Origin of the sequence: Zafaria cholistanensis (assembly GCF_008580665.1) — a bacterium.
Taxonomy (GTDB): domain Bacteria; phylum Actinomycetota; class Actinomycetes; order Actinomycetales; family Micrococcaceae; genus Zafaria; species Zafaria cholistanensis.
On the sequence record NZ_BKDJ01000007.1, the window covers coordinates 71927 to 93054 of the forward strand.

Annotated in this window: 15 protein-coding genes and 1 tRNA gene; 9 read left to right on the plus strand and 7 right to left on the minus strand. The window is 70.4% G+C overall.

All coding sequences use genetic code 11. The annotated features are described in order from the left end of the window. The first annotated feature begins 85 nt into the window (after positions 1-85). Together NCCP_RS08120 and NCCP_RS08125 are read left to right on the plus strand one after the other, a co-directional pair. On the plus strand, positions 86-706 hold the full coding sequence (locus tag NCCP_RS08120) for a DUF305 domain-containing protein (protein WP_149956741.1): 621 nt from the start codon (positions 86-88) through the stop codon (positions 704-706). Between the two features lie 282 nt (positions 707-988). Continuing rightward, positions 989-2107: a DUF418 domain-containing protein gene (locus NCCP_RS08125; protein ID WP_172627339.1), complete on the plus strand. Its 1119-nt coding sequence runs from the start codon at positions 989-991 to the stop codon at positions 2105-2107. A gap of 32 nt (positions 2108-2139) precedes the next feature. Here the strand turns inward: NCCP_RS08125 and NCCP_RS08130 are convergent, their stop codons facing one another. After that, on the minus strand, positions 2140-2583 hold the full coding sequence (locus NCCP_RS08130) for an SRPBCC family protein (RefSeq protein WP_149956743.1): 444 nt from the start codon (positions 2581-2583) through the stop codon (positions 2140-2142). A 475-nt stretch (positions 2584-3058) separates the two neighbouring features. On the opposite strand from NCCP_RS08130, the gene NCCP_RS08135 reads away from it, so the two are divergent. From NCCP_RS08135 to NCCP_RS08155, 5 genes are all read left to right on the plus strand, one after another. Beyond that, entirely contained in the window at positions 3059-3943 is an 885-nt protein-coding gene (locus tag NCCP_RS08135) for an HNH endonuclease family protein (RefSeq protein WP_216364680.1), read from the plus strand. A gap of 26 nt (positions 3944-3969) precedes the next feature. Continuing rightward, on the plus strand, positions 3970-5274 hold the full coding sequence (locus NCCP_RS08140; RefSeq protein ID WP_149956745.1) for an MFS transporter: 1305 nt from the start codon (positions 3970-3972) through the stop codon (positions 5272-5274). 102 nt (positions 5275-5376) lie between these two features. Continuing rightward, a tRNA-Ala gene (locus tag NCCP_RS08145) sits at positions 5377-5449 on the plus strand. Between the two features lie 159 nt (positions 5450-5608). Next, on the plus strand, positions 5609-7480 hold the full coding sequence (locus NCCP_RS08150) for a DUF4012 domain-containing protein (protein ID WP_149956746.1): 1872 nt from the start codon (positions 5609-5611) through the stop codon (positions 7478-7480). A gap of 191 nt (positions 7481-7671) precedes the next feature. Next, positions 7672-8334 (plus strand): hypothetical protein, encoded by a 663-nt coding sequence (locus NCCP_RS08155; protein WP_149956747.1) that lies wholly within the window; start codon positions 7672-7674, stop codon positions 8332-8334. Positions 8335-8511: 177 nt separating this feature from the next. On the opposite strand, the gene NCCP_RS08160 is transcribed toward NCCP_RS08155, so the two are convergent. From NCCP_RS08160 to NCCP_RS08175, 4 genes are all read right to left on the minus strand, one after another. Continuing rightward, positions 8512-8925 (minus strand): hypothetical protein, encoded by a 414-nt coding sequence (locus NCCP_RS08160; RefSeq protein WP_149956748.1) that lies wholly within the window; start codon positions 8923-8925, stop codon positions 8512-8514. 191 nt (positions 8926-9116) lie between these two features. Next, positions 9117-10136: an SH3 domain-containing protein gene (locus tag NCCP_RS08165; protein WP_149956749.1), complete on the minus strand. Its 1020-nt coding sequence runs from the start codon at positions 10134-10136 to the stop codon at positions 9117-9119. An 89-nt stretch (positions 10137-10225) separates the two neighbouring features. Then, entirely contained in the window at positions 10226-11812 is a 1587-nt protein-coding gene (locus NCCP_RS08170) for a S10 family peptidase (RefSeq protein WP_149956750.1), read from the minus strand. Between the two features lie 409 nt (positions 11813-12221). Beyond that, complete coding sequence (locus NCCP_RS08175) at positions 12222-12461, minus strand: hypothetical protein (protein WP_149956751.1); 240 nt, start codon at positions 12459-12461, stop codon at positions 12222-12224. A gap of 283 nt (positions 12462-12744) precedes the next feature. Here NCCP_RS08175 and NCCP_RS08180 point away from each other — a divergent pair, with 283 nt between their 5' ends. Continuing rightward, the gene (locus NCCP_RS08180; RefSeq protein WP_225873757.1) at positions 12745-16569 is read left to right on the plus strand and encodes a bifunctional proline dehydrogenase/L-glutamate gamma-semialdehyde dehydrogenase; all 3825 of its coding nucleotides are present in this window, start codon (positions 12745-12747) and stop codon (positions 16567-16569) included. Positions 16570-16618: 49 nt separating this feature from the next. After that, on the plus strand, positions 16619-18499 hold the full coding sequence (locus NCCP_RS08185; RefSeq protein ID WP_149956752.1) for a glycoside hydrolase family 15 protein: 1881 nt from the start codon (positions 16619-16621) through the stop codon (positions 18497-18499). Positions 18500-18520: 21 nt separating this feature from the next. Here NCCP_RS08185 and putP read toward each other — a convergent pair whose 3' ends face one another. Beyond that, positions 18521-20020 (minus strand): sodium/proline symporter PutP, encoded by a 1500-nt coding sequence (gene putP / locus NCCP_RS08190; RefSeq protein ID WP_149956753.1) that lies wholly within the window; start codon positions 20018-20020, stop codon positions 18521-18523. A 152-nt stretch (positions 20021-20172) separates the two neighbouring features. Next, positions 20173-21123, minus strand: a complete 951-nt coding sequence (locus NCCP_RS08195) for a LysR substrate-binding domain-containing protein (RefSeq protein WP_149956754.1) — start codon at positions 21121-21123, stop codon at positions 20173-20175. Positions 21124-21128: the final 5 nt, after the last annotated feature.

Consider the following 21128-nt stretch of genomic DNA (forward strand, 5'->3'; position numbering starts at 1 on the left):
GTCTTGCCTTGCCGGGCCCGCCGCCCCTGTTGCCGGCCAGGCCATCAACGTGAACCATTCCCGTACCAGCGAAGGATCCGCCCCCATGAAACGCACGATTGTGCCCGTATCCCTGTTCGCCCTCGCCCTGGCCCTTGCCGGCTGCGCCTCCGGCCCGGAACCCGGCGCGAGCACCGAAGCCCCACACGGCCACTCCAGCATGGGCGTGGACCACGGTTCCGCATCCCCGTCTTCCGAGGCCGTCGTAGACCACAATGCGGCGGACGCGACGTTCGCCCGGATGATGATCCCGCACCACCAGCAGGCGGTTCAGATGAGCGAGACTATCCTCGCCAAGGATGGGATTGACGCCCCCGTCGTGGAGTTGGCCAACAAGATCAAGGCCGCCCAAGGGCCGGAGATCGGAACGATGACCGGCTGGCTTGAAGCCTGGGGGGAACCAGTGGAGTCCGGCTCCATGGACCACTCCATGGAAGGAATGATGAGCGATGCCGACATGGCCAAGCTCCGGCAGGCCGAAGGTGACGAAGCTGCCGCGCTCTTCCTGACCCAGATGATCGCCCACCATAAGGGCGCCGTGCAGATGGCGCAGACCGAAGTCGCCGAGGGGTCCAACCCCGAGGCCCTGGCCCTGGCCCAGAAAATCGTCCAGGACCAGGAGGCGGAGATCAAGACCATGGAAGAGATGCTGCCGGCCTACCAGTAAGCCTCCACGCCGCGCGGCGGACGCCTTTCGCACCAGCGCGGTGCCCCGACCTCCTGCTCGCCCAAGGAAACGTTCCATGCCCTCTACCCTGCCCCTCCCCGGCCTGCCCCGGCCCGGAGTCGAACCGCCTGAATCCGGTGGGACTTATCGCGTCCGCCGGGGAGGGCTTCTGGAGGTCCCAAGACGGCGGCACCAGCGGCAGCACCGAACGTTTGGAGATCCCATGACCGACCGAAACATCCGGTATTCCGCGCGCCGGGACCACAGGGCATGATGCGGATCATGGCACAGGCCCCACCGATCCCCGTCGCCCCGCAGGAACGGCCCCGCAGCAGCGGGCCCCGCGTGCAGGCCCTCGATGCGGCGCGTGCCGCTGCCATCGTGGGCATGATCGCCGTCAACGTCGGCCCGCGCAAGAGCGATGGCAGCGTCCTGGCGCTGGTCTACGGGCTTCCGGTGGGACGTGCCTCGCTGCTGTTCATGCTCCTGGCCGGCATCGGCATGTCCCTGCTTTCCCGCACCGCCCGGAAACCCGGCGGGAAACTGCCCTGGAAGATCGTGCTCTGGCGCGCCGTGCTCCTGCTGGGCGCCGGGCTCGCGCTGCAGATCATGCACCACCAGGTCAGCGTGATCCTGCCGACCTACGGCCTGCTCTTCCTGTTGAGCCTGCCCCTGCTCAAGGCCTCCACCCCTGCCCTGGCCTGGACTGCCGGCATCGTGTTCGCGGTGGGGCCGCCGATCTGGATCGCCACCCAGGTGGCCAGTGGGGAAACCTACCGGTTCATCGCCCCGACCCTGCTCGACACCCCGATCGACATCCTCCGGGGAACGGTCCTGTCCGGTTCCTACCCGGTCGTGGTGTGGGCCGCGCCATTCCTCGCCGGCCTGCTGCTGGGCCGGGCTGACCTCAGAAACAGGACTTTGCACCAACGCCTCGTCCTGTGGGGAGCGGTCGCCGGTGTGGGAGGCTACCTGCTCTCCCGCCTGCTCATCCTCGCCTTTGGGGAACCGGGCCGCAGGATGGGCTGGGACCATCTCGTCTCAGCCGTCGACCACTCACAGATGCCGCTGTGGCTGGTCTCCGGCGTGGGAAGCGCCCTGTTCGTGCTCGGACTCTTCCTGCTGGCCGAGGACGTCGTCGCCAGGCGCCTGGGCGCGCTGGCCGCCGCCGGGCGTTTGTCGCTGACGATCTACGTGGGCCACCTGGTCGTTCTGGCCGCCCTCGTGCGGCCCGAACCGCACTACCTCCACGAGGGGGTGTTCATCACCGCGTCCCTGTCAGTCGGGGCGGTCGTCTTTGCCCGCCTGTGGACCAAAAGGTTCAGTACCGGGCCCCTCGAGTACCTGTTGCGGATTCCGGAGCCGTTCCCTCGCGCCCCCCATACCAGGGCCGCTCCCTGACCGCTACGTCCGCGGCGGCAGCCAGGACGCTATCAGACCCGATTGATGAGCAGTTCGTCCATGGCGTCAAAGAAACCGCCGTAGCCGGCCCTGGTCTGCTCCAGTTCCTCGTCGGTGAAACCGCCGCTTGGCTGGGTGAGCGTCATCTCCGTACCCCCGTTGGCCTGCCTGAATTCGACCACCACGGGGGAGGGGTCCGCCGGGGCAGCGGGGTCGTCGTTCATGGTGAGCGCCAGGCGCCGGGGCGGGTCGACCTCGGTGTATTCGCCGGTCCAGTGGATCGAATTCCCATCCGGCAGCCGCATCTCCGCCGCCCACGCCCCGCCGGGACGCACATCCAGGGACACCGTCTCAAGCGGCACCTCCACCGCTTCGGTCCCGAACCATGTGGCAAAGAGTTCCGGCCTGGTCCAGGCCTCCCAGACCCGCTCGACGGGGGCCTGGAACGTCCGGGTGATGGTCAGGGCATCGGGCATGGTCTTGGATCCTTCCGGTGCGTGGGCGGCGTCATCTTGGACCCTATCCCGGAACCGGACCGTGGTGGAAGAACGCCAGACCCGATCCCGAATCAGGCCCGATCCCAAACCCGTGCCGGGGCCCTCTGCAGCCTGCCATGTCCTGCCTCTTCGGCGGACAACCCGTGACCCGCCGGGGGACCCGCCGGACCTTCCTGTGGCCCGGCAAAGACCGGCCCCCTGGCCGCCCGCGCGGGAGCCCTTCCTCACACCGGCAGGGCGCAACCGCGGGGCCAGCCGCCTTGCCGGATGCAGGGCCCCGTTGTTGACCTGCGGCTTCATGCAGGGCGGGGGGCCATACCGGACACCTGGCCCGCGCAGGCCCCGGCCCGGGAACAGCCCGGCCCAAGGGGGCCCGCCGCCGTCGTCTAGGCTTAAATAAGACCCAAACGCCAGGCCTGGACGCATCCCGGGTCCCCTGCCTCCCGGGAGTTCCGTGAAAAAACCGTTCCTGTCCGCCCTCGTTGCTGCCGCCTCCCTGCTGGTGGCCGGCTGCGGATCCGCCGCCGCCACGCTGGAACCCGCCACGATTGCGTCCGCAACGTCTGGGACGGCCACCCCCACGCCGTCTTCCGGGGAATTGGCCACCGAGGTCCTGGACACCCTCGCGGTCAAGGGCAAGGCTCCGGGCACCGGGTTTGACCGCAACAGGCAGTTCGGCAACGGCTGGAAAGACCCGGACGGCAACAAGTGCGACGCCCGCAACGACGCCCTGGCCCGCGACCTGACCGCCAAGACGTACAAGGACGGAAGCACCTGCCAGGTGGCCGCCGGACGGCTCGCCGACCCTTACACCGGCACCCCCGTCCGGTTCACGGTCGGAGCGGGTGCGGTGGACATCGACCACGTCGTGGCCCTGAAGAACGTCTGGGTCTCCGGGGGCCAGAAGCTCACCGCCGGGCAGCGCGTGGCCATCGCCAACGACCCGCTGAACCTGCTGGCCGTCGACTCCGGCACCAACCGCTCCAAGGGCGACCGCAACGCCGCCGAATGGCTTCCGCCCAACAAGGCCTACCGCTGCAACTACGTCGCCCGGCAGATTACGGTGAAGGACAAGTACGCGCTCGCCGTCACCCCCGCCGAAAAGTCAGCCATGGCCGCGGTCCTGGCCGGCTGCCCCGGGCAGCGCACGGTGGTGTCAACGGCAACGGGGGCCACCGGCACCGCTTCGAGGGGCACGACGGCGGATCCAGCACTGCCGCTGGTCAGCCCGGGCGCGTACTGTTCGCCTTCCGGCGCCGCGGGCATCGGCGCGGCCAACGGCCTGCGGTACACCTGCACCACCAGCTCCACCGACGACCGCAACCGCTGGCGCCAGTAGCCCCGGCAGCACCAGAGGAACACGCCATGAACACATCAGAGCCCGCTACCCCCGCCTCCGAACCGTCCGCCCCCGAACCGTCCGCATCCGAATCCTCCGCCGATGCGCCGGCAGGACGCGCTCACCCGGCCCCCGCCGTCGTCCGCTCCACCCGCCTGCAGGGGAAGGCCCTGCTGTTGGCCGTCCTGGCGCTGGCCCTGGGCGGGTTCGGCATCGGCACCACGGAGTTCTCCATCATGGGCCTGCTCCAGGAGGGGGCGGCGGACCTCGGCGTGTCCAACCCGGACATGGGCTACCTCATTTCCACCTACGCGCTGGGCGTGGTGGTGGGTGCACCCCTGCTGACGGCGCTCGGGGCGCGGATTCCGCACAAAACCATGGTCCTGTGGCTGACAGTGCTGTTCACGGCCGCGAACTTCTCCTCCGTGCTGGCCCCCACCTACGAATGGATGCTGGTCACCCGGTTCCTCTCCGGGCTGCCGCACGGGGCGTACTTCGGCCTCGCCGCCATCCTGGCCGGCACCCTGGTGCCCGCGGGAATGCGCGGACGGGCAATCGCGTGGGTGATCATGGGCCTGAACGTGGCCAACGTGGCCGGCGTCCCCGTGGTGACCTGGCTGGGGCAGCAGTTCGGCTGGCGCTGGATGTTCGCCGCCGTCGCGCTGACGGGGGCCCTAACCTGGGTGGGAATCAAGGTCTTCGTCCCGTTCAGCCCCGCGCACGCTGAAGCCAGTATCCGGCGCGAGCTCACCGCCCTGCGCCGCGGACAGGTCTGGCTGGCGATGGCGACCGGAATCGTGGGCTTCGGCGGCTTTTTCGCTGTCTACTCCTTCATCAGCCCGATCCTTACCGACGTGACCGGACTGCCGATCACCGCCGTGCCGCTGGTGCTGGCCGTCTACGGGCTGGGCATGGTGATCGGCGGCATGTTCGGCGGGCGGCTCGCGGACGTGTCCGTGGTCGGCACGATCGTCGGGGCGCTGGCAGGAATCACGGTGCTGCAGGTGGCGTTCGGGTTTCTGTCCCCGTTCGCGGTGCCCGCGGTGGCGCTGGTGTTCCTGCTGGGCGGGGCCGGTTCCGTCCTGGTGCCCTCCCTGCAGGCGCTGCTGATGGATTCGGCGCCGAAGGCACAGTCGCTGGCCGCATCCCTGAACCATTCGGCCCTGAACATCGCCAACGCGCTGGGCGCAGCGCTGGGCGCCGCCGTCATCAGCGCCGGCCTGGGCTACCAGGCGCCGGCGTTCCTCGGGGCCGGGCTTGCCGCGCTGGGGCTGGTCCTGGCGCTGATTACGGGGGCGCGGACCCGCCGGCGGGCGGCCGGGCAGGGGTAGGGGACCGGGCCCGGAGGGCCCGATTGGCGTTCCGCGCCGTTCATCGTGTAGAGTCTTAACTCGGTTCGGCGGACGGAAACGGACAGCCGGAACCACCTCCTCGGGGGTATGGCGCAGTTGGTAGCGCGTCTGCATGGCATGCAGAAGGTCAGGGGTTCGAATCCCCTTACCTCCACCGAAAGGGCCCGTTTTCCAGTCTCAGGACCGGAAAACGGGCCCTGTTGTTTTTCACGGCCTCCTCCGGGGCCAGCGGCACCGGAGGAGGCCGTTGTTGGGGGTGTCGTAGCATGGACGGGCTGCCCCCGCCCGTCCCCGACTCCGCAAAGGACACCCCGTGCCCAGCACCCCAGAAACCTCATCCTCCGGGACCGTCCGGAAGAAACGCCGCAGTCGCCGGTGGCGGCAGGCCCGCCGCCGGAGAATCCTGCGCATCGTCCTTCCCATTGCCGGGGTACTGGCCGTCCTGGGCGTTGGGGGCGCCCTGCTCGGCCAGTCAGTGCTGAAGGTCAAGGGGGACCTGGAAGCCGGCGTCAGCCTCATTCCGGAGCTGAAGGGGCAGCTCCTGGAAGGAGAGGGGGAGGCTGCCCAGTCCAGCCTGGCCCAGCTGCAGCAGCACACGTCAGCCGCGGCCCGCGAGAGCGACGGTCCGCTGTGGCGGGCGGCTGCAATGCTGCCGTGGGCAGGGGCAAACTTTTCCGCCGTCGCCGACGTCGCGGCCTCGGTGGACAACGTGGTGGCCAGCGCCTCCCCGCTGCTGACCGAGGTGGATATCGACAACCTGGGCGGCCTGGCCCCCCGGGATGGCCGGATGGACATGGAGGCCCTGCAGGAGATGGCCCCCGCCCTCAAGGGGCTTTCCCGGGCCGTGGATTCCGCCTATGTCCGGGTGGAGCGGATCGACGAGCGCAAGCTTCTTCCGCAGCTGACCGGACCCGTAGCCCAGGCGACGGAAATGTTTGGGGAGCTGCGGGGCCCGCTGGGCGCCGCGGCAACCTCCTCCGAGATCCTGCCCCCGATGCTGGGGGCCGAGGGCAAGCGCAACTACCTGCTCCTGATCCAGAACAGCGCCGAGGTGCGGGCGACCGGAGGCATTCCGGGCGCCCTGGCCGTCATCGAGGCCAACAACGGCGCCATTGAACTGAAGGAACAGGGCAGCGCCAGCGATCTGGGCGTGTTCCGGCCCGCCCTGGAGATGGACCCGGCGCAGGAGGCAATCTATTCGGTCCGGCTTGGTTCCTACATGCAGAACGTCAACCTGACGCCGGACTTCCCCACCACGGCGGTCCTGGCCAAGGCCATGTGGGAAAAGAGGCACCCTGCCGCGCAGATTGACGGGGTGGTCGCCGTGGACGTAGTGGTCCTCTCCCACCTGCTGGAGGCGACCGGCCCGGTGGACCTGTCCTCCGGGGCGCTGCCGACCGCGACAGGTTCCCTGCCGGTGAGGCTGACCGGCGAAAACGTGGTCAAGACGCTGCTTTCCAGCGTCTATGCGGAAATCCCCAGCCCCGCCGCCCAGGACGAGTACTTTGCCGCCGTCGCGGGCCGGGTTTTCGCCGCGCTTACCGAGGGCGGGGTGGATGGCCAGAAGGTGGTCGAGGCGCTGCAGCGGAGCACGGCCGAAAACAGGGTGCTTCTTTGGTCCGGGCAGCAGGGCGAGCAGGACCTCATCGGCCAAACGCCGCTCTCCGGCGCGGTCACCGGGCCCTCCGCCCTTGAGGGGATCGGTGTCTACTTCAACGACGGCACCGGAGCCAAGATGGACTACTACGTCAAGCGCACGGCCCAGGTGCAGCGCCGTTGCGACGCGGATGGAACGCCCCGCGATGCCGTTGAGGTGACGCTCACCAACACCGCTCCTCCCAACGCCGGGCAGGTCCTGCCCCGCTACGTCACCGGCGGTGGGGTCTTCGGCGTCAAGGAAGGAAACGTCCGGACCAATGTGGTCATCTACGGACCGGCTGAAGCGCTGGTCGACGAGGCCAAAGTCGACGGCAAGGCCGCCCGTTTCGGTTCGTATTTCCATGGCGGGCGTCCCGTGGCGGTGCTGACGGTCAACCTGGCCCCCGGGGCCTCGACGACCGTGACCGCCGGCTTCCTCAACTCCACCCGGGACGTTCCGCCCCTGCATATCACTCCGACGATCGATGAAGTGACAAAAGTTGTGAAGTCGTCTACAGTCGGTGATAGCTGCACGGCGCAGGACTAGTTCCTGCCCCAGGCGGCGAGGCGAATTGTTCGAATCGATCGTTTGTTGCTAGGTTCAATTCCAAGTACAAAACGGTTGGGGCGATCCCAAGCGCCAATACACCGATTGCAAATGTTGTTGACTACTGTGGGATCGACTCCGCACCACCGGATCCTGCGCAGCCTTGCACCTTAGACATGGGGGGACACCACATGAAGAAGACTATGGCCGCTGTTGTGCTGGCCGGTTCACTGACCTTCCTGGGCGCCGGCGCCGCAAACGCCGAGCCCGTCACCTACCCGGGCGACGGGGCACCGCTCACCGTTACCGATTCCACTGTGGAGCGGGGCGAGCCCGTGACCATCATGGGCAGCGGCTACGCGCCCAACGAAGACATCGAGATTACGGTCACCCGCGGCGATTCCGGCAGCACGGGCCAGTCCGTGACGGCCACGGTTGTCATGCAGCGGACGGACCTGGTCGTCCAGGCTGATGCCAACGGCGACTTTGTCGCACAGGTTGAGCTGGGTAACCGCGAAGGCACCTACCTCATCACCGCCACGGGCCTTGAGTCCGGCGTCTCCCACTCCGTCCAGGTCACCGTCGTCGCCGACGACGAGGACGAGGACGACTGGAACAACGACGACGAGGACTACGACAACGGCTCGGATGACGACGCAGCCGGCGGCGCAGGGAACGGTGCCGGCAACGGCAACGGCACCGGCAACGGCACCGGCACCACCGCTGCCGGCGGCCCCGCCTCCCTGGCCAACACCGGCCTGGACTCCGGCGCCCTCCTGCTGGGCGGCGGCGGCGTGCTGCTGCTCGGTGCCGGCGCCGCGGCCCTGATCGTCTCCCGCCGCCGGGTTGCCTAACCCTTCCACTGTGTAAACCTTCCACCGTGCGGACCGGCCCGGACCAGGGCCGGCTTCCACCGGACAGCCTCCACCGACCGGCCTGAACCGGACAATGGTGAAGGGCATGGTGCAGGACAACGCCTCAGGGCCACCCCGTACGGGGTGGCCCTGAGGCGTTTCCGCGGCGGGCCGGTGTCACGGGCCTTTGCGGCGCCGGTAGCCTGCCCGGCCCACCCACTCCGCCAAGGACTGCAGGAGGGCCGGGTCCTGGACGCTTCCTTCGGGCGGCAGCCAGAAGAAGGTGATGCGGTCCGGCCCGGCTGACCGGAAAATCCGCGGCACGCGGGCGGCCCGGCGGGGTTCCGTCACGGCAACCACGGCGGCCGGGCGGGTCCCGCACACGTCCAGGACCAGGGCGGCTCCGTGCATCCGGCCGAACACGACCGGACTGAGCAGCACCACCGCCTCGTAGAAGACGAGGTCGTTGGACGCCGCCGCGCGCACCGGCACCAGGTCCGACGTGTTCCCGTCGGCGCGCAGCCGCTCGGCCACCAGGGCCGCCCAGCGTGCGGTGGTGGGCGGGTGGTAGACGATCGCGGTGCTGACCATCGCGGACCTCCTCGGGCGAAGGCGGGACGGGCTCCGCCCCGGGCGAAGACTGCCGGCCCGGGCGCGGCCTGCCCCGTTAAGCGTAGGCCCCGGCCCGGCCGTGCCCCTCCACAGGGCCATTTCAGCACGGCCATTTCAGCACGGCCATTTCAGCCGGGCCATTTCAGCCGGGCCATTTCAGCCGGGCAGGTTCAGCAGGGCAAGGAGGACGGCAGGTACCGGGGGGAAGGGATGATGGCGCCGGCGTTGTCCGTTCCCCGGTAGGCGCGGCACAGCTTCAGCCCGCGCTGCCCCAGGCCGGCCTTGATCTGGCCGATCGCCTCCGGGCTGAACCCGTGCCACTGCATGTGCATCAGCACCGTGGAACCGGCGGAGGCCCTGTTGACGGCCCGGGAAACGGTCAGGGCCCTGCTCTTGACCCTCCAGTCCTCAGTGTCCACATTCCAGGTCCAAATATTCATCCCGACAGCCGCGTAGGCGCACTCCACGCTCCCGTCAATGGCGCCGTAGGGCGGGCGGCCATAGTTGCTGCGCACCCCGGTCCCCTTCAGCTGCGCGGCCGCTGCGGCGCAGCTCAACGGGCGCAGGTCCGGGTGGTCCACCGAGTGGTTGATGACCCACTGGCCCTTGGCTCGGGCCCGGGCTGCGATATTCACCCCGTGCCTGCTCCGGAACGAGGAGATGCAGGCTCCGGTAGGCGCGATGACCAGTCCGATGTTGTTCGCATGCGCGTATTTCAGTACCGCGTCGAACGCGGCCAGGGTCTTCGGGCAGTCGTCGAAGGTCAGGACCACGCGGGAGGACTTGTTGGGCCCCTTGTCCCGGAACGTCAGCCCGCGGGAAACATACCCCAGGGCGTTGGTGGTGGCCTTCGGGGACAGGGTCAGGTAGGAGCCGCTGACCCAGCCGGTGGACGTCCCAACGGCCACCTTCCGCCAACCGTTGGCTTTCTTGGCCACCAGCTTCACCCGTGTGCCCTTGGGCAGGGTGGTGATGGCCCTGTACGTCGTCCCGGCCCCGGTGCGCAGCTTCAGGTTGGCCGTGGTGATGCCGGTGGCCGGCGCGGCCGCCACCACCGCGACCGATGCATTTGGCTCAGTGGCGGCGGCTGCGGCGGGGGCGGCCACGGCTTGGGTGGCCAGCAGCAGCAGCACCGTCCCACGGGCCACGGCCGCAACGGGCCGGAAGGACAACAGGCGTTCTGACAGCATCGTGCGTCCCACAGCGTCCCCCTGCGCTTGGCCCCTCCGCCGGGATAGCCGGGGGAGTCAGACCAGAATGGGACCGGTGCCCCGCCCCGTCAAGGCCTGCCAAGCCCTGCCCCTATCCGGGGCTCGGGGCCCGCGGCCCCCACCAGCGCGGCGAGCGCCTCCAGCTGGGCGGACCGGCACTGCGGCTTCAGGTACATCATGTGGCCGGCCTCGTGGTGGAGGTGCGTGAAGCGGGCCCGCGCCTGCGGGCTCAGGTTCATGTGTGCCCACACGTATTCGGCCGCGTAGTGCGGGGTGGCGCCGTCGTGGTAGCCGTAGTCGACATGCACGCGCAGCTGCGGCAGGTCCACCAGCAGCCGTTCCAGGTCCTGCGTCACGTCCACCGGGGCGCCCTCGAACGTGCGGTAGCTCCATGGCTGCACGCGTCCGGTGAGGACCTCGTAGGGAAGGTCGGACGCGTAGCCCAGCTCGGCGCGCACATAGTGGTTGATGGCCGCGGAGTAGGGGCCGGCGATGGCGCGCAGCGACGGGTCGTCCCAGGTGTGGGACGCCTGCAGGCGCGGTGGCTGGCCGGCGAAGCGCCCGTCGATCCGGCCCACCATCAGGCCCTTGTCGCGGAGCAGTTCGGTGGCAAACTCCATGTACTCCCAGCGCAGGTTGGTGCGCCGGATGAAGGCCTCGGACAGGGTGGTCAGCTCGGCCAGGTGCTTCACGACGGCGTCGTACTTGCGCTTGGAGAGCCGGTTGCCCAGGTGCAGGGCCACCACGAAGTCCCCGGAGGCGTAGTCTTCGGCGTCGCGGACCACGTCCTCGAGCCGGCGGTTGCCGTGCCGGCCGTGGTAGTGCGCGATCGCCGCGTAGGTCGGCAGGTGCAGCGCATAGGGGGTGTCATTGCCCGGCCGGAAATCCAGCGTGGACAGGTTCAGCACCGGGCTGACCAGGCCCAGCCCGTTGACCGCCAGCCCGTGCGACTCAAACAGGCGCCGGGCCACAGCGACGGCCCGCAGCGTCCCGTAGCTCTCGCCGACCAGGTACTTGGGGGAGAGCCAGCGGTTGTTGCGGGTGACCCAGAGCCGGATGACCTCGGCCACGAGGTCCCGGTCTTCGATGAAGGCGTGGAACTCATCCACCGGCCCGCCGTGCACCACGCGGGAGAACCCGGTGTTGACCGGGTCAATCATTACCAAATCGGCGTGCTCCAGCAGCGACTCGGGGTTGTCCACGATCCCGTACGGGGCCGGGACCATGGAGCCGACGTCGCCCGAATCGACCAGCCGGGGCCCCAGGAGCCCCATGTGCAGCCAGACGCTGGCCGACCCCGGCCCTCCATTGAACGCGAACACCACCGGCCGGCGGTTCGGCTCCGGCGGCACCGCCTTCTTCTGCGCGCGGGAGCGGCCCTCGGCGCGGCCGGGGGCTCCGGCGTCGTCGGCGGTGTAGGCGACCAGGAAGATCTCCGCCTTGGGCAGGAATCCGTGGACGCGACCGTCGCGGGTTTCCTCCCGGCGCAGCACCAGCCGCCCGGTGGTGGTCGTGTAGCGAAGCCCGGAAGGGGCGGTGTGGCGGCGGACGGTGAAGTCGTCGGTCGCCTCGGGGGTGCCGGGGGATGGCGTCGGGAGGGCGCCATTGGGCGGGGTTGCGGGGGTGGCTGATTCGGGGACGGTCTGCTCGGACATGCACTAGAGGGTACCCGGGACGGCTGTGTGCCTGCTTCGGCCCCTTGCCCCGCAGGGCAAGGAGCCGCGGGGAGGACGGCAAAGACGGCGGCGGGCACCCCACCCCCCAAGGTGCCTGCCGCCGCCGGTCTGGTGCGCGCGGTGCGGCCGGTGGGCCCATCATTCCGCGCTGGCTGTTCTGCGCTGGTTGTCCGCGCTGGCTGTCCCGGCCTCCGGGTGGATCGTCCGATTCGGGCACCGTGCGGGTGCCGGCTCGATCCAGGGGGGTTCGATCCAGGGGGGCTCGATCCAAGAGGCCTGATCCGGCGGGATTCGGTCTGAGGGATTTTGCCCGAGGGGGTTGGGCCAAACTGGTGTGGTTCACGTGGGACTGGTGCGGCCCGGGACCGGCCAGGGTCGGGTGAAACCCCTAGGCCGCGTGGCTGATACCGACCCCAAGCCCCGCGCGAAGCCGGAAGACCTCGTAGGCGCCGGCGTGGAGCATGACCCGGTTCCCCGTGGCGTCGTCGCGGATCCAGGCGACCCCCAGCCGGGGAGACATTGCCTCAACGGGTCCGCGGTAGTGGACATCGTTGAAGCGGCGGACCTCTACGGCGTCGCCCAGGCACAGGGTACGCAGGTCGCTGATGCGGGAAGCCGTGAGGTTCATGGCCCATCCTCCAAAACGTTGGGGTGTCGATGTTGCTGGAATAACCTTCCCTAACCCGTGTTTCCTGGCGATTACGCCGGAGTTAGGCCCGTGTGAGAAGTTCCCGCCCGGCGTGAACGCTGCGGGTCGCCGGGCCCCGAACCGCCGAAGCTCCGCACTGCCGTGCGGGGTTCCCGGGGAACCGGGTTCCCCGTGGGCCGCGGGCCGGGACATACTGAAAGCCGGATCCGCCCTGCCGGCCGCACCGCCGGAACGCACTGCGGCGGCCGAGGAGGGGCCGCCCATGACCGTCCACCCGATTCGTCCGCAGGAATTGGCCGGGGACGCCGTCCAACTGGCCCGCCGCTGGGTGGCCGAGGCAGCCACCGTCCCCGTCGACGCCTCCGCCGCCCGGCTGGCGGGGGTCCTTCGGGACCCGAAGGGACTGGCGTTCACAGTCGGCTTCGTTGACGGCGTCGTGCGCCCCGAGGACCTCTCGGTCGCGGCCCGCAACCTGCGCGCTCTGGCCCCCGACGTCCCGGCGTTCCTGCCCTGGCCGCTCCGCCGGACCGTCGCCCTGGGAGGACTGCTCGCCCCGGTGCTGCCGGGGGTCGTGGTGCCCGTGGCCCGCCGCGTCCTGCGGCGGATGGTGGGGCACCTGGTGGTTGATGCCACCGATGCCCGGCTGGGCGCAGGGTTGGCCCGCGTGCGGCGCGAGGGCGTCCGCCTGAACGTGAACCTTCTGGGTGAGGCCATCCTGGGCGAGGCGGAGGCAGCCCGGCGGCTGGAAGGCACCCGCCGCCTGCTGGCCCGGGACGACGTCGACTACGTCTCCATCAAGGTCTCCTCCACCACCGCCCCGCACAGCCGGTGGGCCTTTGAGGAGGCGGTGGAAACGGTCGCAGACCGGCTGCTGCCGCTGTACCGGCTTGCCGCCGGGTCGGCGCGGCGCAAGTTCATCAACCTGGACATGGAGGAGTACAAGGACCTGGAGCTGACCATCGCGGTCTTCACCCGGTTGCTGGAGCGCCCGGAACTGCACCGGCTTAAGGCCGGCATTGCCCTGCAGGCCTACCTGCCCGACGCACTGTCGGTGATGGCCCGGCTGCAGGAGTGGGCGGCGGCCCGCACCGGCAACGGCGGCGCTCCGATTAAGGTCCGCGTGGTCAAGGGCGCCAACCTGCCGATGGAAACGGTCGACGCGGACCTGCACGGCTGGCCGCTGGCCACCTGGGGCAGCAAGCAGGAAACGGACACCTCCTACAAAGCGGTCCTGGACTACGCGCTGGAGCCGGACCGGACAGCCAACGTGCGCATCGGCGTGGCCGGACACAACCTCTTCGACATTGCCCTGGCCTGGCTGCTGGCCAAGGCCCGCGGCGTCACGGACGGGATCGAGTTCGAGATGCTCCTGGGCATGGCCACCGGTCAGGCCGAGGCGGTCCGGCGTGAAGTCGGCTCGCTGCTGCTGTACACCCCGGTGGTGCACCCGGGGGAGTTCGACGTCGCCATCGCCTACCTGATCCGCCGCCTCGAGGAGGGCGCCAGCCAGGAGAACTTCATGTCCGCCGTCTTCGAACTGGGTTCCGACCCGTCCCTCTTCGAGCGCGAAAAGGACCGTTTCCTCGCCTCCCTTGCCGCCCTCACCGACCGGGTGCCGGCTCCCCACCGCACCCAGGACCGTGACCGCGAACACCGCCGGTATGAGGACGCCGCCGCCGAGGCGGCCCGCCGCGCGGCCGGCACCGGGCCGGTCCAGGGGGGCGGCCAGGGGGGCGGCCGGGCAGTCGGCCAGCGGCCGGGAGAGGGGACCGGGACCGCACCGGCGGGGCCCGCCGGACGGACAGACTTTGTCAGCCCCGCCACGTACTTCGCCAACACCCCGGACACCGACCCCGACCTGCCGGGAAACCGGGCGTGGGGCCGGGCAATCCTGCGCCGGGTCCCCACCTCCACCCTGGGCCTGGCCTCGGCATCCTCCCGCGTCATCGGCACCGAGGCAGCCCTGGAGGCGGCGGTTTCCGCCGGCGTCGAACACGGCACGGCCTGGGGAGCGCTGCCGGCCACCACGCGCGCCGCCGTGCTCCACCTGGCCGGAGACCGGCTGGAGGCCCACCGTGCCGACCTGCTCGAGGTGATGGCTGCCGAATGCGGCAAGACGCTGGACCAGGGCGACCCCGAGGTCTCCGAGGCGATCGACTTCGCCCACCACTACGCCGAACTGGCCCGTGAGCTGGAGATGGTCGACGGCGCCCGGTTCATCCCCTCCAAGCTCACCGCCGTCGTCCCGCCGTGGAACTTCCCGGTGGCGATCCCCGCCGGATCCACGCTGGCCGCACTCGCCGCAGGGTCCGGCGTCCTGCTCAAACCCGCCACACCGGCCCGGCGCACCGGGGCCGTCCTGGCCGAGGCGCTTTGGGAAGCGTTTGAGGAGGCCGGCGTGGACCGAAGCGTGCTGCAGTACATCCAGCTCGGCGACCGGCGGCTGGGACGGCGGCTGATCGCCCACCCCGCGGTGGACCGCGTGATCCTCACCGGCGGGCACGAGACCGCCGAGCTGTTCCGTTCCTTCCGCCCGGACCTGCCCCTGCTGGGGGAAACCAGCGGCAAGAACGCGATCATCGTGACCCCGTCCGCGGACCTGGACCTGGCCGCCCGGGACGTGGCGACCTCCGCGTTCGGGCATGCGGGGCAGAAGTGCTCGGCTGCGTCCCTGGTGGTGCTGGTTGGATCCGCGGCCCGCTCGCGGCGCTTCCGCGACCAGCTGGTCGATGCCGTCCGTTCGCTGCACGTGGGCTACCCCTGGGACCCGCGCACCCGCATGGGCCCGGTCATCGAGCCGGCCCGGGGCAAGCTGCTGAGGGGGCTGACCGTCCTGGGCGAGGGCGAGCACTGGGTGCTGGAACCGCGCCCGCTGGATGCCTCGGGGAAGCTGTGGAGCCCGGGCATCCGGGCCGGCGTCCAGCCAGGATCTGAGTTCCACCGGATCGAGTACTTCGGCCCGGTGCTGGGCGTGATGGCGGCGGAGACGCTTGAGGAGGCGGTCGCCGTCGCCAACGGCACCGATTACGGCCTGACCAGCGGGCTGCACTCGCTGGACCGGGACGAGGTCGCGTACTGGCTGGAGCACATCCAGGCCGGCAACCTCTATGTGAACCGCGGCATCACCGGGGCGATCGTGCACCGCCAGCCGTTTGGCGGCTGGAAGAAATCGGCCGTGGGGCCGGGAGCCAAGGCCGGCGGCCCGAACTACCTGATCGGGCTGGGGGCCTGGGAGGATGCGCCTGCCCCCGGCGGGGCGCCCGGACGGGACAGTGCTTCCGGACAGGGCGGTACTTCCGGACAGGACAGTGCTTCCGGACAGGATGGGGCTTTGGAACAGGGCAGGGCTGTGGACCAGGACAGGCCGGCCGGGTCCGGACCGGCCGCGGCGCTGCACGCCGCCGCCCGCGCCTCCGTTGCCGGGCCCTCCCCGGCCCGCATCTCCCCGGCCCGCATCTCCACGACCCGCACCTCCGCGACCCGCACCTCCCCAACGCAGTCCGGCGGGGAAGCCCAACTGTCCTCCGCCGACGTCGCCTGGCTGGGGCAGGCCCTGGCCTCCGATGCGCTGGCCTGGAACCGCCTCTTCGGTCCCGCACGCGACGTGTCGGGGCTGCGGGCCGAACGCAACGTGCTGCGCTACCGGCCCGTTCCGGTCACTGTCCGCTTCCACTCCGCGACCTCCGGGCACGGCATCGCCGAGCTGGTGCGCGTGCTGGCCGCAGGCCTCACCGCCGGGAGCCTCCCCGTGGCGAGCACCGCCGTGGTGCTTCCGGAACCGGTCCGCCACGCACTCACCGCCGCCGGGGTGGCGGTGCACGTCGAGGACGACGCCGCGTGGCTGGACCGGGCCGCCGCCCTGGCCGCGCGCAACGGCCCGGAGCCGGGGCTGCGCCTGCGGCTGATCGGCGCGGACCCGGCAGCAACCGCCCGCGCGGTGGGGGGTTCGCCGGACGTCGCCATCCACGCCGGCGCAGTGGTCTCCTCCGGCCGGGTGGAACTGCTCCCGTTCCTGCGTGAACAGGCCGTCTCCATCACCGCGCACCGCTTCGGCACCCCCCACGGGCTCGCCGACGGGCTGCTGTAGCCGGGCAGGCTCCCTTGCCCCGGACCGCCGGATGCGATTGGCTCGGTAAATGGCTTCCCCGATCGAGGACTACGCACTTCTCTCGGACCAGCGGACCGCGGCCCTGGTCTCCATCACGGGCAGCATTGACTGGATGTGCCTGCCGCGGTTCGATTCGCCGTCGGCCTTCTCCGCGCTGCTGGGCACCGCCGACCACGGACGCTGGCTGCTGGCCCCGGCCGGCGCCGTCGACCACTTCGCCCCGGACGGCGCCAGCGTGGGCCGTCCCCGGGGGGCCGTGCCCTACGGGGCACCCGTGGTGGTGGAGCGCTCCTACGTCGAATCCACCTTTGTGCTGCGCACGCTGTGGCGCGCGGCCGGAGGGGAGGTGCTGGTCACCGACCTCATGCCCGTGGGGGACCGCCGCGCCTCGCTGGTGCGGCGGGTGGAGGGCCTGGCCGGGAGCGTGCCGATGCACATGGACCTGCGCATCCGGTTCGGGTACGGGGCCGTGCTGCCGTGGGTCCGCCGGTACGGGGAGGACCGCGGGCTGCGCTCGATCGTGGCGGTGGCCGGGCCCGACGCGGTCGTGCTCCACGGCGACCGGCTGCCGAGGGTCTCGGACCGGATACCCCAGCCGGCCAACCACCGGCACCTGGTGGACTTCACGGTGGACGCGGGCACGGTGGTGGACTTCGAGCTGTGCTGGTTCCCGTCCCACCGCGAAGTTCCGGAGATGCTCGACGTCGGCGCCGCCCTGCACCACACCACCACCTACTGGCAGAAGTGGGCCCGGGACATTCCCCGGCAGGAGTCCTACGACGCGATCGTGCGGCGGTCCCTGCTGGTGCTGTGCGCGCTTACGGACGAGGCCACCGGCGGGATCGTGGCCGCGCCCACCACCTCGCTGCCGGAGGAGTTCGGCGGGGAACGCAACTGGGACTACCGCTTCTGCTGGCTGCGCGACGCGGCCCTGACGCTGGAGGCGATGATGACCCACGGCTATGAGATGGAAGCCCAGCGGTGGCGCAACTGGCTGCTGCGGGCGGTGGCCGGGGACCCCGAGGACCTGCAGGTGATGTACGGCGTGTCCGGCGAACGCGAGCTTCCGGAACGGGAACTGCCCCACCTGCCCGGGTACCTGGGCTCGCTGCCGGTGCGGATCGGCAACGGCGCGGTGGGCCAGTACCAGGGGGACGTGGTCGGCGAGGTCCTGGTGGCCCTGGAGAAGCTGCGCAACATGGGCGGCATCGAGGACAACTTCTCCTGGCCGCTGCAGGCGGCCATGCTGGGCTACGTGGAACGCCACCTGGACCGGAAAGACCACGGAATCTGGGAGATGCGCGGGGACAAGCAGCACTTCACCCATTCGCGGGTGATGATGTGGGCCGCGTTCGACCGGGGCGTGCGGGCGGTGCGGGACCACGGGCTCGACGGCGACGCCGCCAGGTGGGCGCTGCTGCGCGACCGCCTGCGCGCGGAGATCCTCAAGCACGGCTTCAACCGGCAGGAGAACACCTTCACCCAGACCTATGCCGGCACCGAGGTGGACGCTTCCCTGCTGGTGCTGCCCCAGGTGGGGTTCGTGGCCTACGACGACCCGATGATGCTGGGCACCGTAGCGCGCCTGGAGCGCGACCTGCTCGACGGAAACGGCCTGCTGCTGCGCTACCGGACGCAGGACGGCATCGACGGGCTGCCGCCGGGGGAGCACCCCTTCCTGGCCTGCTCCTTTTGGCTGGCCGAGCAGTACGCCCGGTCCGGGCGGATCGGGGATGCGCGGGAACTGATGGACCGGCTGGTCGGCTACGCCAACGGGCTGGGGCTGATGGCCGAGGAGTACGACGCCCACACCGGAAGGATGGCCGGGAACTTCCCGCAGGCCTTCTCCCACCTGGCGCTCATCCGTGCGGCGGATGCCATTAACGGCCACGCCCAGGCCGCGCTGTAGCGGCCCGGGCGTTCCAGGCCGCTAGAGGCGCCGCTCCATCTCGGCGAATTCGGCGTGGACCTCGTCGCTGTGGCGGTGGGTGGCCACCGAGACCAGGACCGCGACAACGGTGCAGGCGATGAAGCCAGGGACGATCTCGAACATCGCATCCGAGAGGGCGGGCACGTTGCCCCAGATGCCCACCGTCACCGCACCGGCGACCATGCCGGCGAGCGAACCCATGGCGGTCATCCGCCTCCAGAACAGGGAGAGCAGGATGACCGGGCCGAAGGCGGCTCCGAAGCCGGCCCACGCGAATCCGACCAGATCCAGGATTGTGCCGCTGGGGTTCAGTGCCAGCAGGCCGGCGGCCAGGGCGACGACGAGCACGCCCATGCGGCCCAGCAGGACCTGCTTCTTCGGGGCCAGCTTCCGGCCGAAAATGTTGTACAGGTCCTCCACCAGGGCCGAGGAGCAGACGATCAGCTGCGAGGAGATGGTGGACATGATGGCGGCCAGCACGGCGGCGAGGACCAGCCCGGCGACGAACGGGTGGAACAGGGTCTGCGAAAGCACCAGGAACACCGTCTCGGGGTTATCCAGCGTCAGGCCGCGGCTCTGGATAAAGGCGATGCCGATGAGGCCCGTGAGGATGGCGCCCAGCGCCGTGGCGACCATCCAGGAGATGCCGATCCGGCGGCCGGCCCGGGCATCCGCCGGGGAACGCAGCGCCATGAAGCGAACGATGATGTGCGGCTGGCCGAAGTAGCCAAGCCCCCACGCTGCGGCGGAAACGACGCCCAGGGCGGTGCCGCCGAAAAGCAGCGACGTGCGGCGCAGTTCGGCCTCCGCACCGGCGGCGTTCGCCGCGGCGTCGGCCGCACCGATGCCCGCGGCCACCTCGCCCCAACCGCCCATGGAAACCAGCGCAATGAGCGGTACGGCGATCAGGGCGGCCAGCATGAGCAGGCCCTGCGCCACGTCGGTGAGCGTGGCGCCGAGGAACCCCCCGAAGAGGGTGTAGGCCAGCGTGATGCCGGCCACCAGAAGCATGCCCACGAGGTAGGGGGCACCGAACGTCGCCTCGAAAAAGACGCCGCCGGCGACGATGCCGGAGGAGACGTAGAAGGTGAAGAAGGCCAGGATGATCACTCCGGAGGCCACGCGCAGCAGGCGCGTCTTGTCCTTGAACCTGTTTTCGAGGAAGCTCGGCACGGTGATCGAGTTGTTGGAGACCTCGGTGTAGGAACGGAGCCGGGGGGCGACGAACCTCCAGTTCAGCCACGCGCCGATGGTCAGGCCAATGGCGATCCACGCCTCAACCAAACCGGCCGCGTAGATGGCACCGGGCAGCCCCAGCAGCAGCCAGCCGGACATGTCGGAAGCGCCGGCGGAGAGTGCGGCCACGCCGGGCTTGAGCGAGCGGCCGGCAAGCATGTAGTCGTCCAGGTCCTCGGTCTGCCGGAACGCGTAGTAGCCGATGGCGAGCATCGCGGCGAAATACAGTCCAATCGCCAGGAGTTGAAATCCTTGTTCAGTCATGGTGTTCCTTGAATCTTGGCGCGGTAAGCGCGGTTCTCGCAGGTCCTCGTCAGGGGGAGGGGCACCCCCCAACGCCGCGGGGGCGGCACGGGAACGCCTACGAGTATGGCAGTGAATCGGGCAGCAGGTGGCGGCCGTCACTGAGGCGTGATTTACCGCGACGGTTTGGCGGGGCGCTCCGGCGCCGGCGGACGGCCCGTGGAGAGTGCCGCCGCGCCCGCCGCCAGCGCCCGCCGGACGGCGGCAACGGCCGGATGGCCGGCGCTGGATTCCCGCATCGCGGTGAAGACCGTCCGGTGCGGCCTCCCGGAGAGGTCCACCTGGCGGATGCGCGCCTCCCGGGAGACCCAGACCAGGTCGGGGAGCAGGGCCACGGCATGGCCCGATTCGACCAGGCGCACATGGGCCTGGAGATCGGCGGTCTCGAAGCGCACGTCCGGCTCGAACCCGGCCGAACGGCAGGCCTGCTCCGCCCAGTGCCGCGACGCCGCCCCGCGCGGTTCCATGACCCAGGGAAGCCGGGCCACCTGCTCCAGCGAGACCGCCCTGCCGAACTGGGCCGGGGCACCGGCGGCGGGCAGGCACAGCCGGATGGCGTCGTGGATCAGCGGCTCCCGGTCCAGGCCCGGGTGGTGCGGGGCCGCGTGCCCCGGATACTGCTCGGCCACCACCAGGTCGAAGGTCCGCGCCCAGGTTTCCCGCAGGGCCGTCTCCGGCTCGTGCTGCACCATCTCCACCCGTATGCCGGGATGGCTGGAGCGCAGGGTGCGCAGCATGCCCGGGATCAGGGCCAGTGCCGCCGTCTGGAAGACGGCCAACCGCACCGTTCCGGCGACGGCCGGTTGGGTGGAGGCGAGCGCCGCCTCGGCGCGTTCCAGCGAGTCCAGCAGTTCCGCGGCGTGCGCCACCAGCACTTGTCCCTGCGGGGTGAACTGCAGCCGCCGCCCGCTCTTGCGCAGCAGTTCCACCCCGGCCTCCTGCTCCAACTGGGACAGCTGCTGGGAGACCGAGGAGGGGCTGTAGTTGAGGGCCGCCGCCACGGCGGCAACGGTGCCCCTGATGCTCAATTCGCGCAGCAGGCGCAGGCGGCGTATATCGAGCATCTTGG

What these genes read in the sequence shown, in the direction of transcription:
- putP (WP_149956753.1), bottom strand. Translation starts at nt 20,020, where the DNA reads ATGACTGAACAAGGATTTCAACTCCTGGCGATTGGACTGTATTTCGCC.
- NCCP_RS08165 (WP_149956749.1), bottom strand. Translation starts at nt 10,136, where the DNA reads ATGCTGTCAGAACGCCTGTTGTCCTTCCGGCCCGTTGCGGCCGTGGCC.
- NCCP_RS08140 (WP_149956745.1), top strand. Translation starts at nt 3,970, where the DNA reads ATGAACACATCAGAGCCCGCTACCCCCGCCTCCGAACCGTCCGCCCCC.
- NCCP_RS08195 (WP_149956754.1), bottom strand. Translation starts at nt 21,123, where the DNA reads ATGCTCGATATACGCCGCCTGCGCCTGCTGCGCGAATTGAGCATCAGG.
- NCCP_RS08130 (WP_149956743.1), bottom strand. Translation starts at nt 2,583, where the DNA reads ATGCCCGATGCCCTGACCATCACCCGGACGTTCCAGGCCCCCGTCGAG.
- NCCP_RS08125 (WP_172627339.1), top strand. Translation starts at nt 989, where the DNA reads ATGGCACAGGCCCCACCGATCCCCGTCGCCCCGCAGGAACGGCCCCGC.
- NCCP_RS08160 (WP_149956748.1), bottom strand. Translation starts at nt 8,925, where the DNA reads ATGGTCAGCACCGCGATCGTCTACCACCCGCCCACCACCGCACGCTGG.
- NCCP_RS08120 (WP_149956741.1), top strand. Translation starts at nt 86, where the DNA reads ATGAAACGCACGATTGTGCCCGTATCCCTGTTCGCCCTCGCCCTGGCC.
- NCCP_RS08175 (WP_149956751.1), bottom strand. Translation starts at nt 12,461, where the DNA reads ATGAACCTCACGGCTTCCCGCATCAGCGACCTGCGTACCCTGTGCCTG.
- NCCP_RS08170 (WP_149956750.1), bottom strand. Translation starts at nt 11,812, where the DNA reads ATGTCCGAGCAGACCGTCCCCGAATCAGCCACCCCCGCAACCCCGCCC.
- NCCP_RS08180 (WP_225873757.1), top strand. Translation starts at nt 12,745, where the DNA reads ATGACCGTCCACCCGATTCGTCCGCAGGAATTGGCCGGGGACGCCGTC.
- NCCP_RS08185 (WP_149956752.1), top strand. Translation starts at nt 16,619, where the DNA reads ATGGCTTCCCCGATCGAGGACTACGCACTTCTCTCGGACCAGCGGACC.
- NCCP_RS08155 (WP_149956747.1), top strand. Translation starts at nt 7,672, where the DNA reads ATGAAGAAGACTATGGCCGCTGTTGTGCTGGCCGGTTCACTGACCTTC.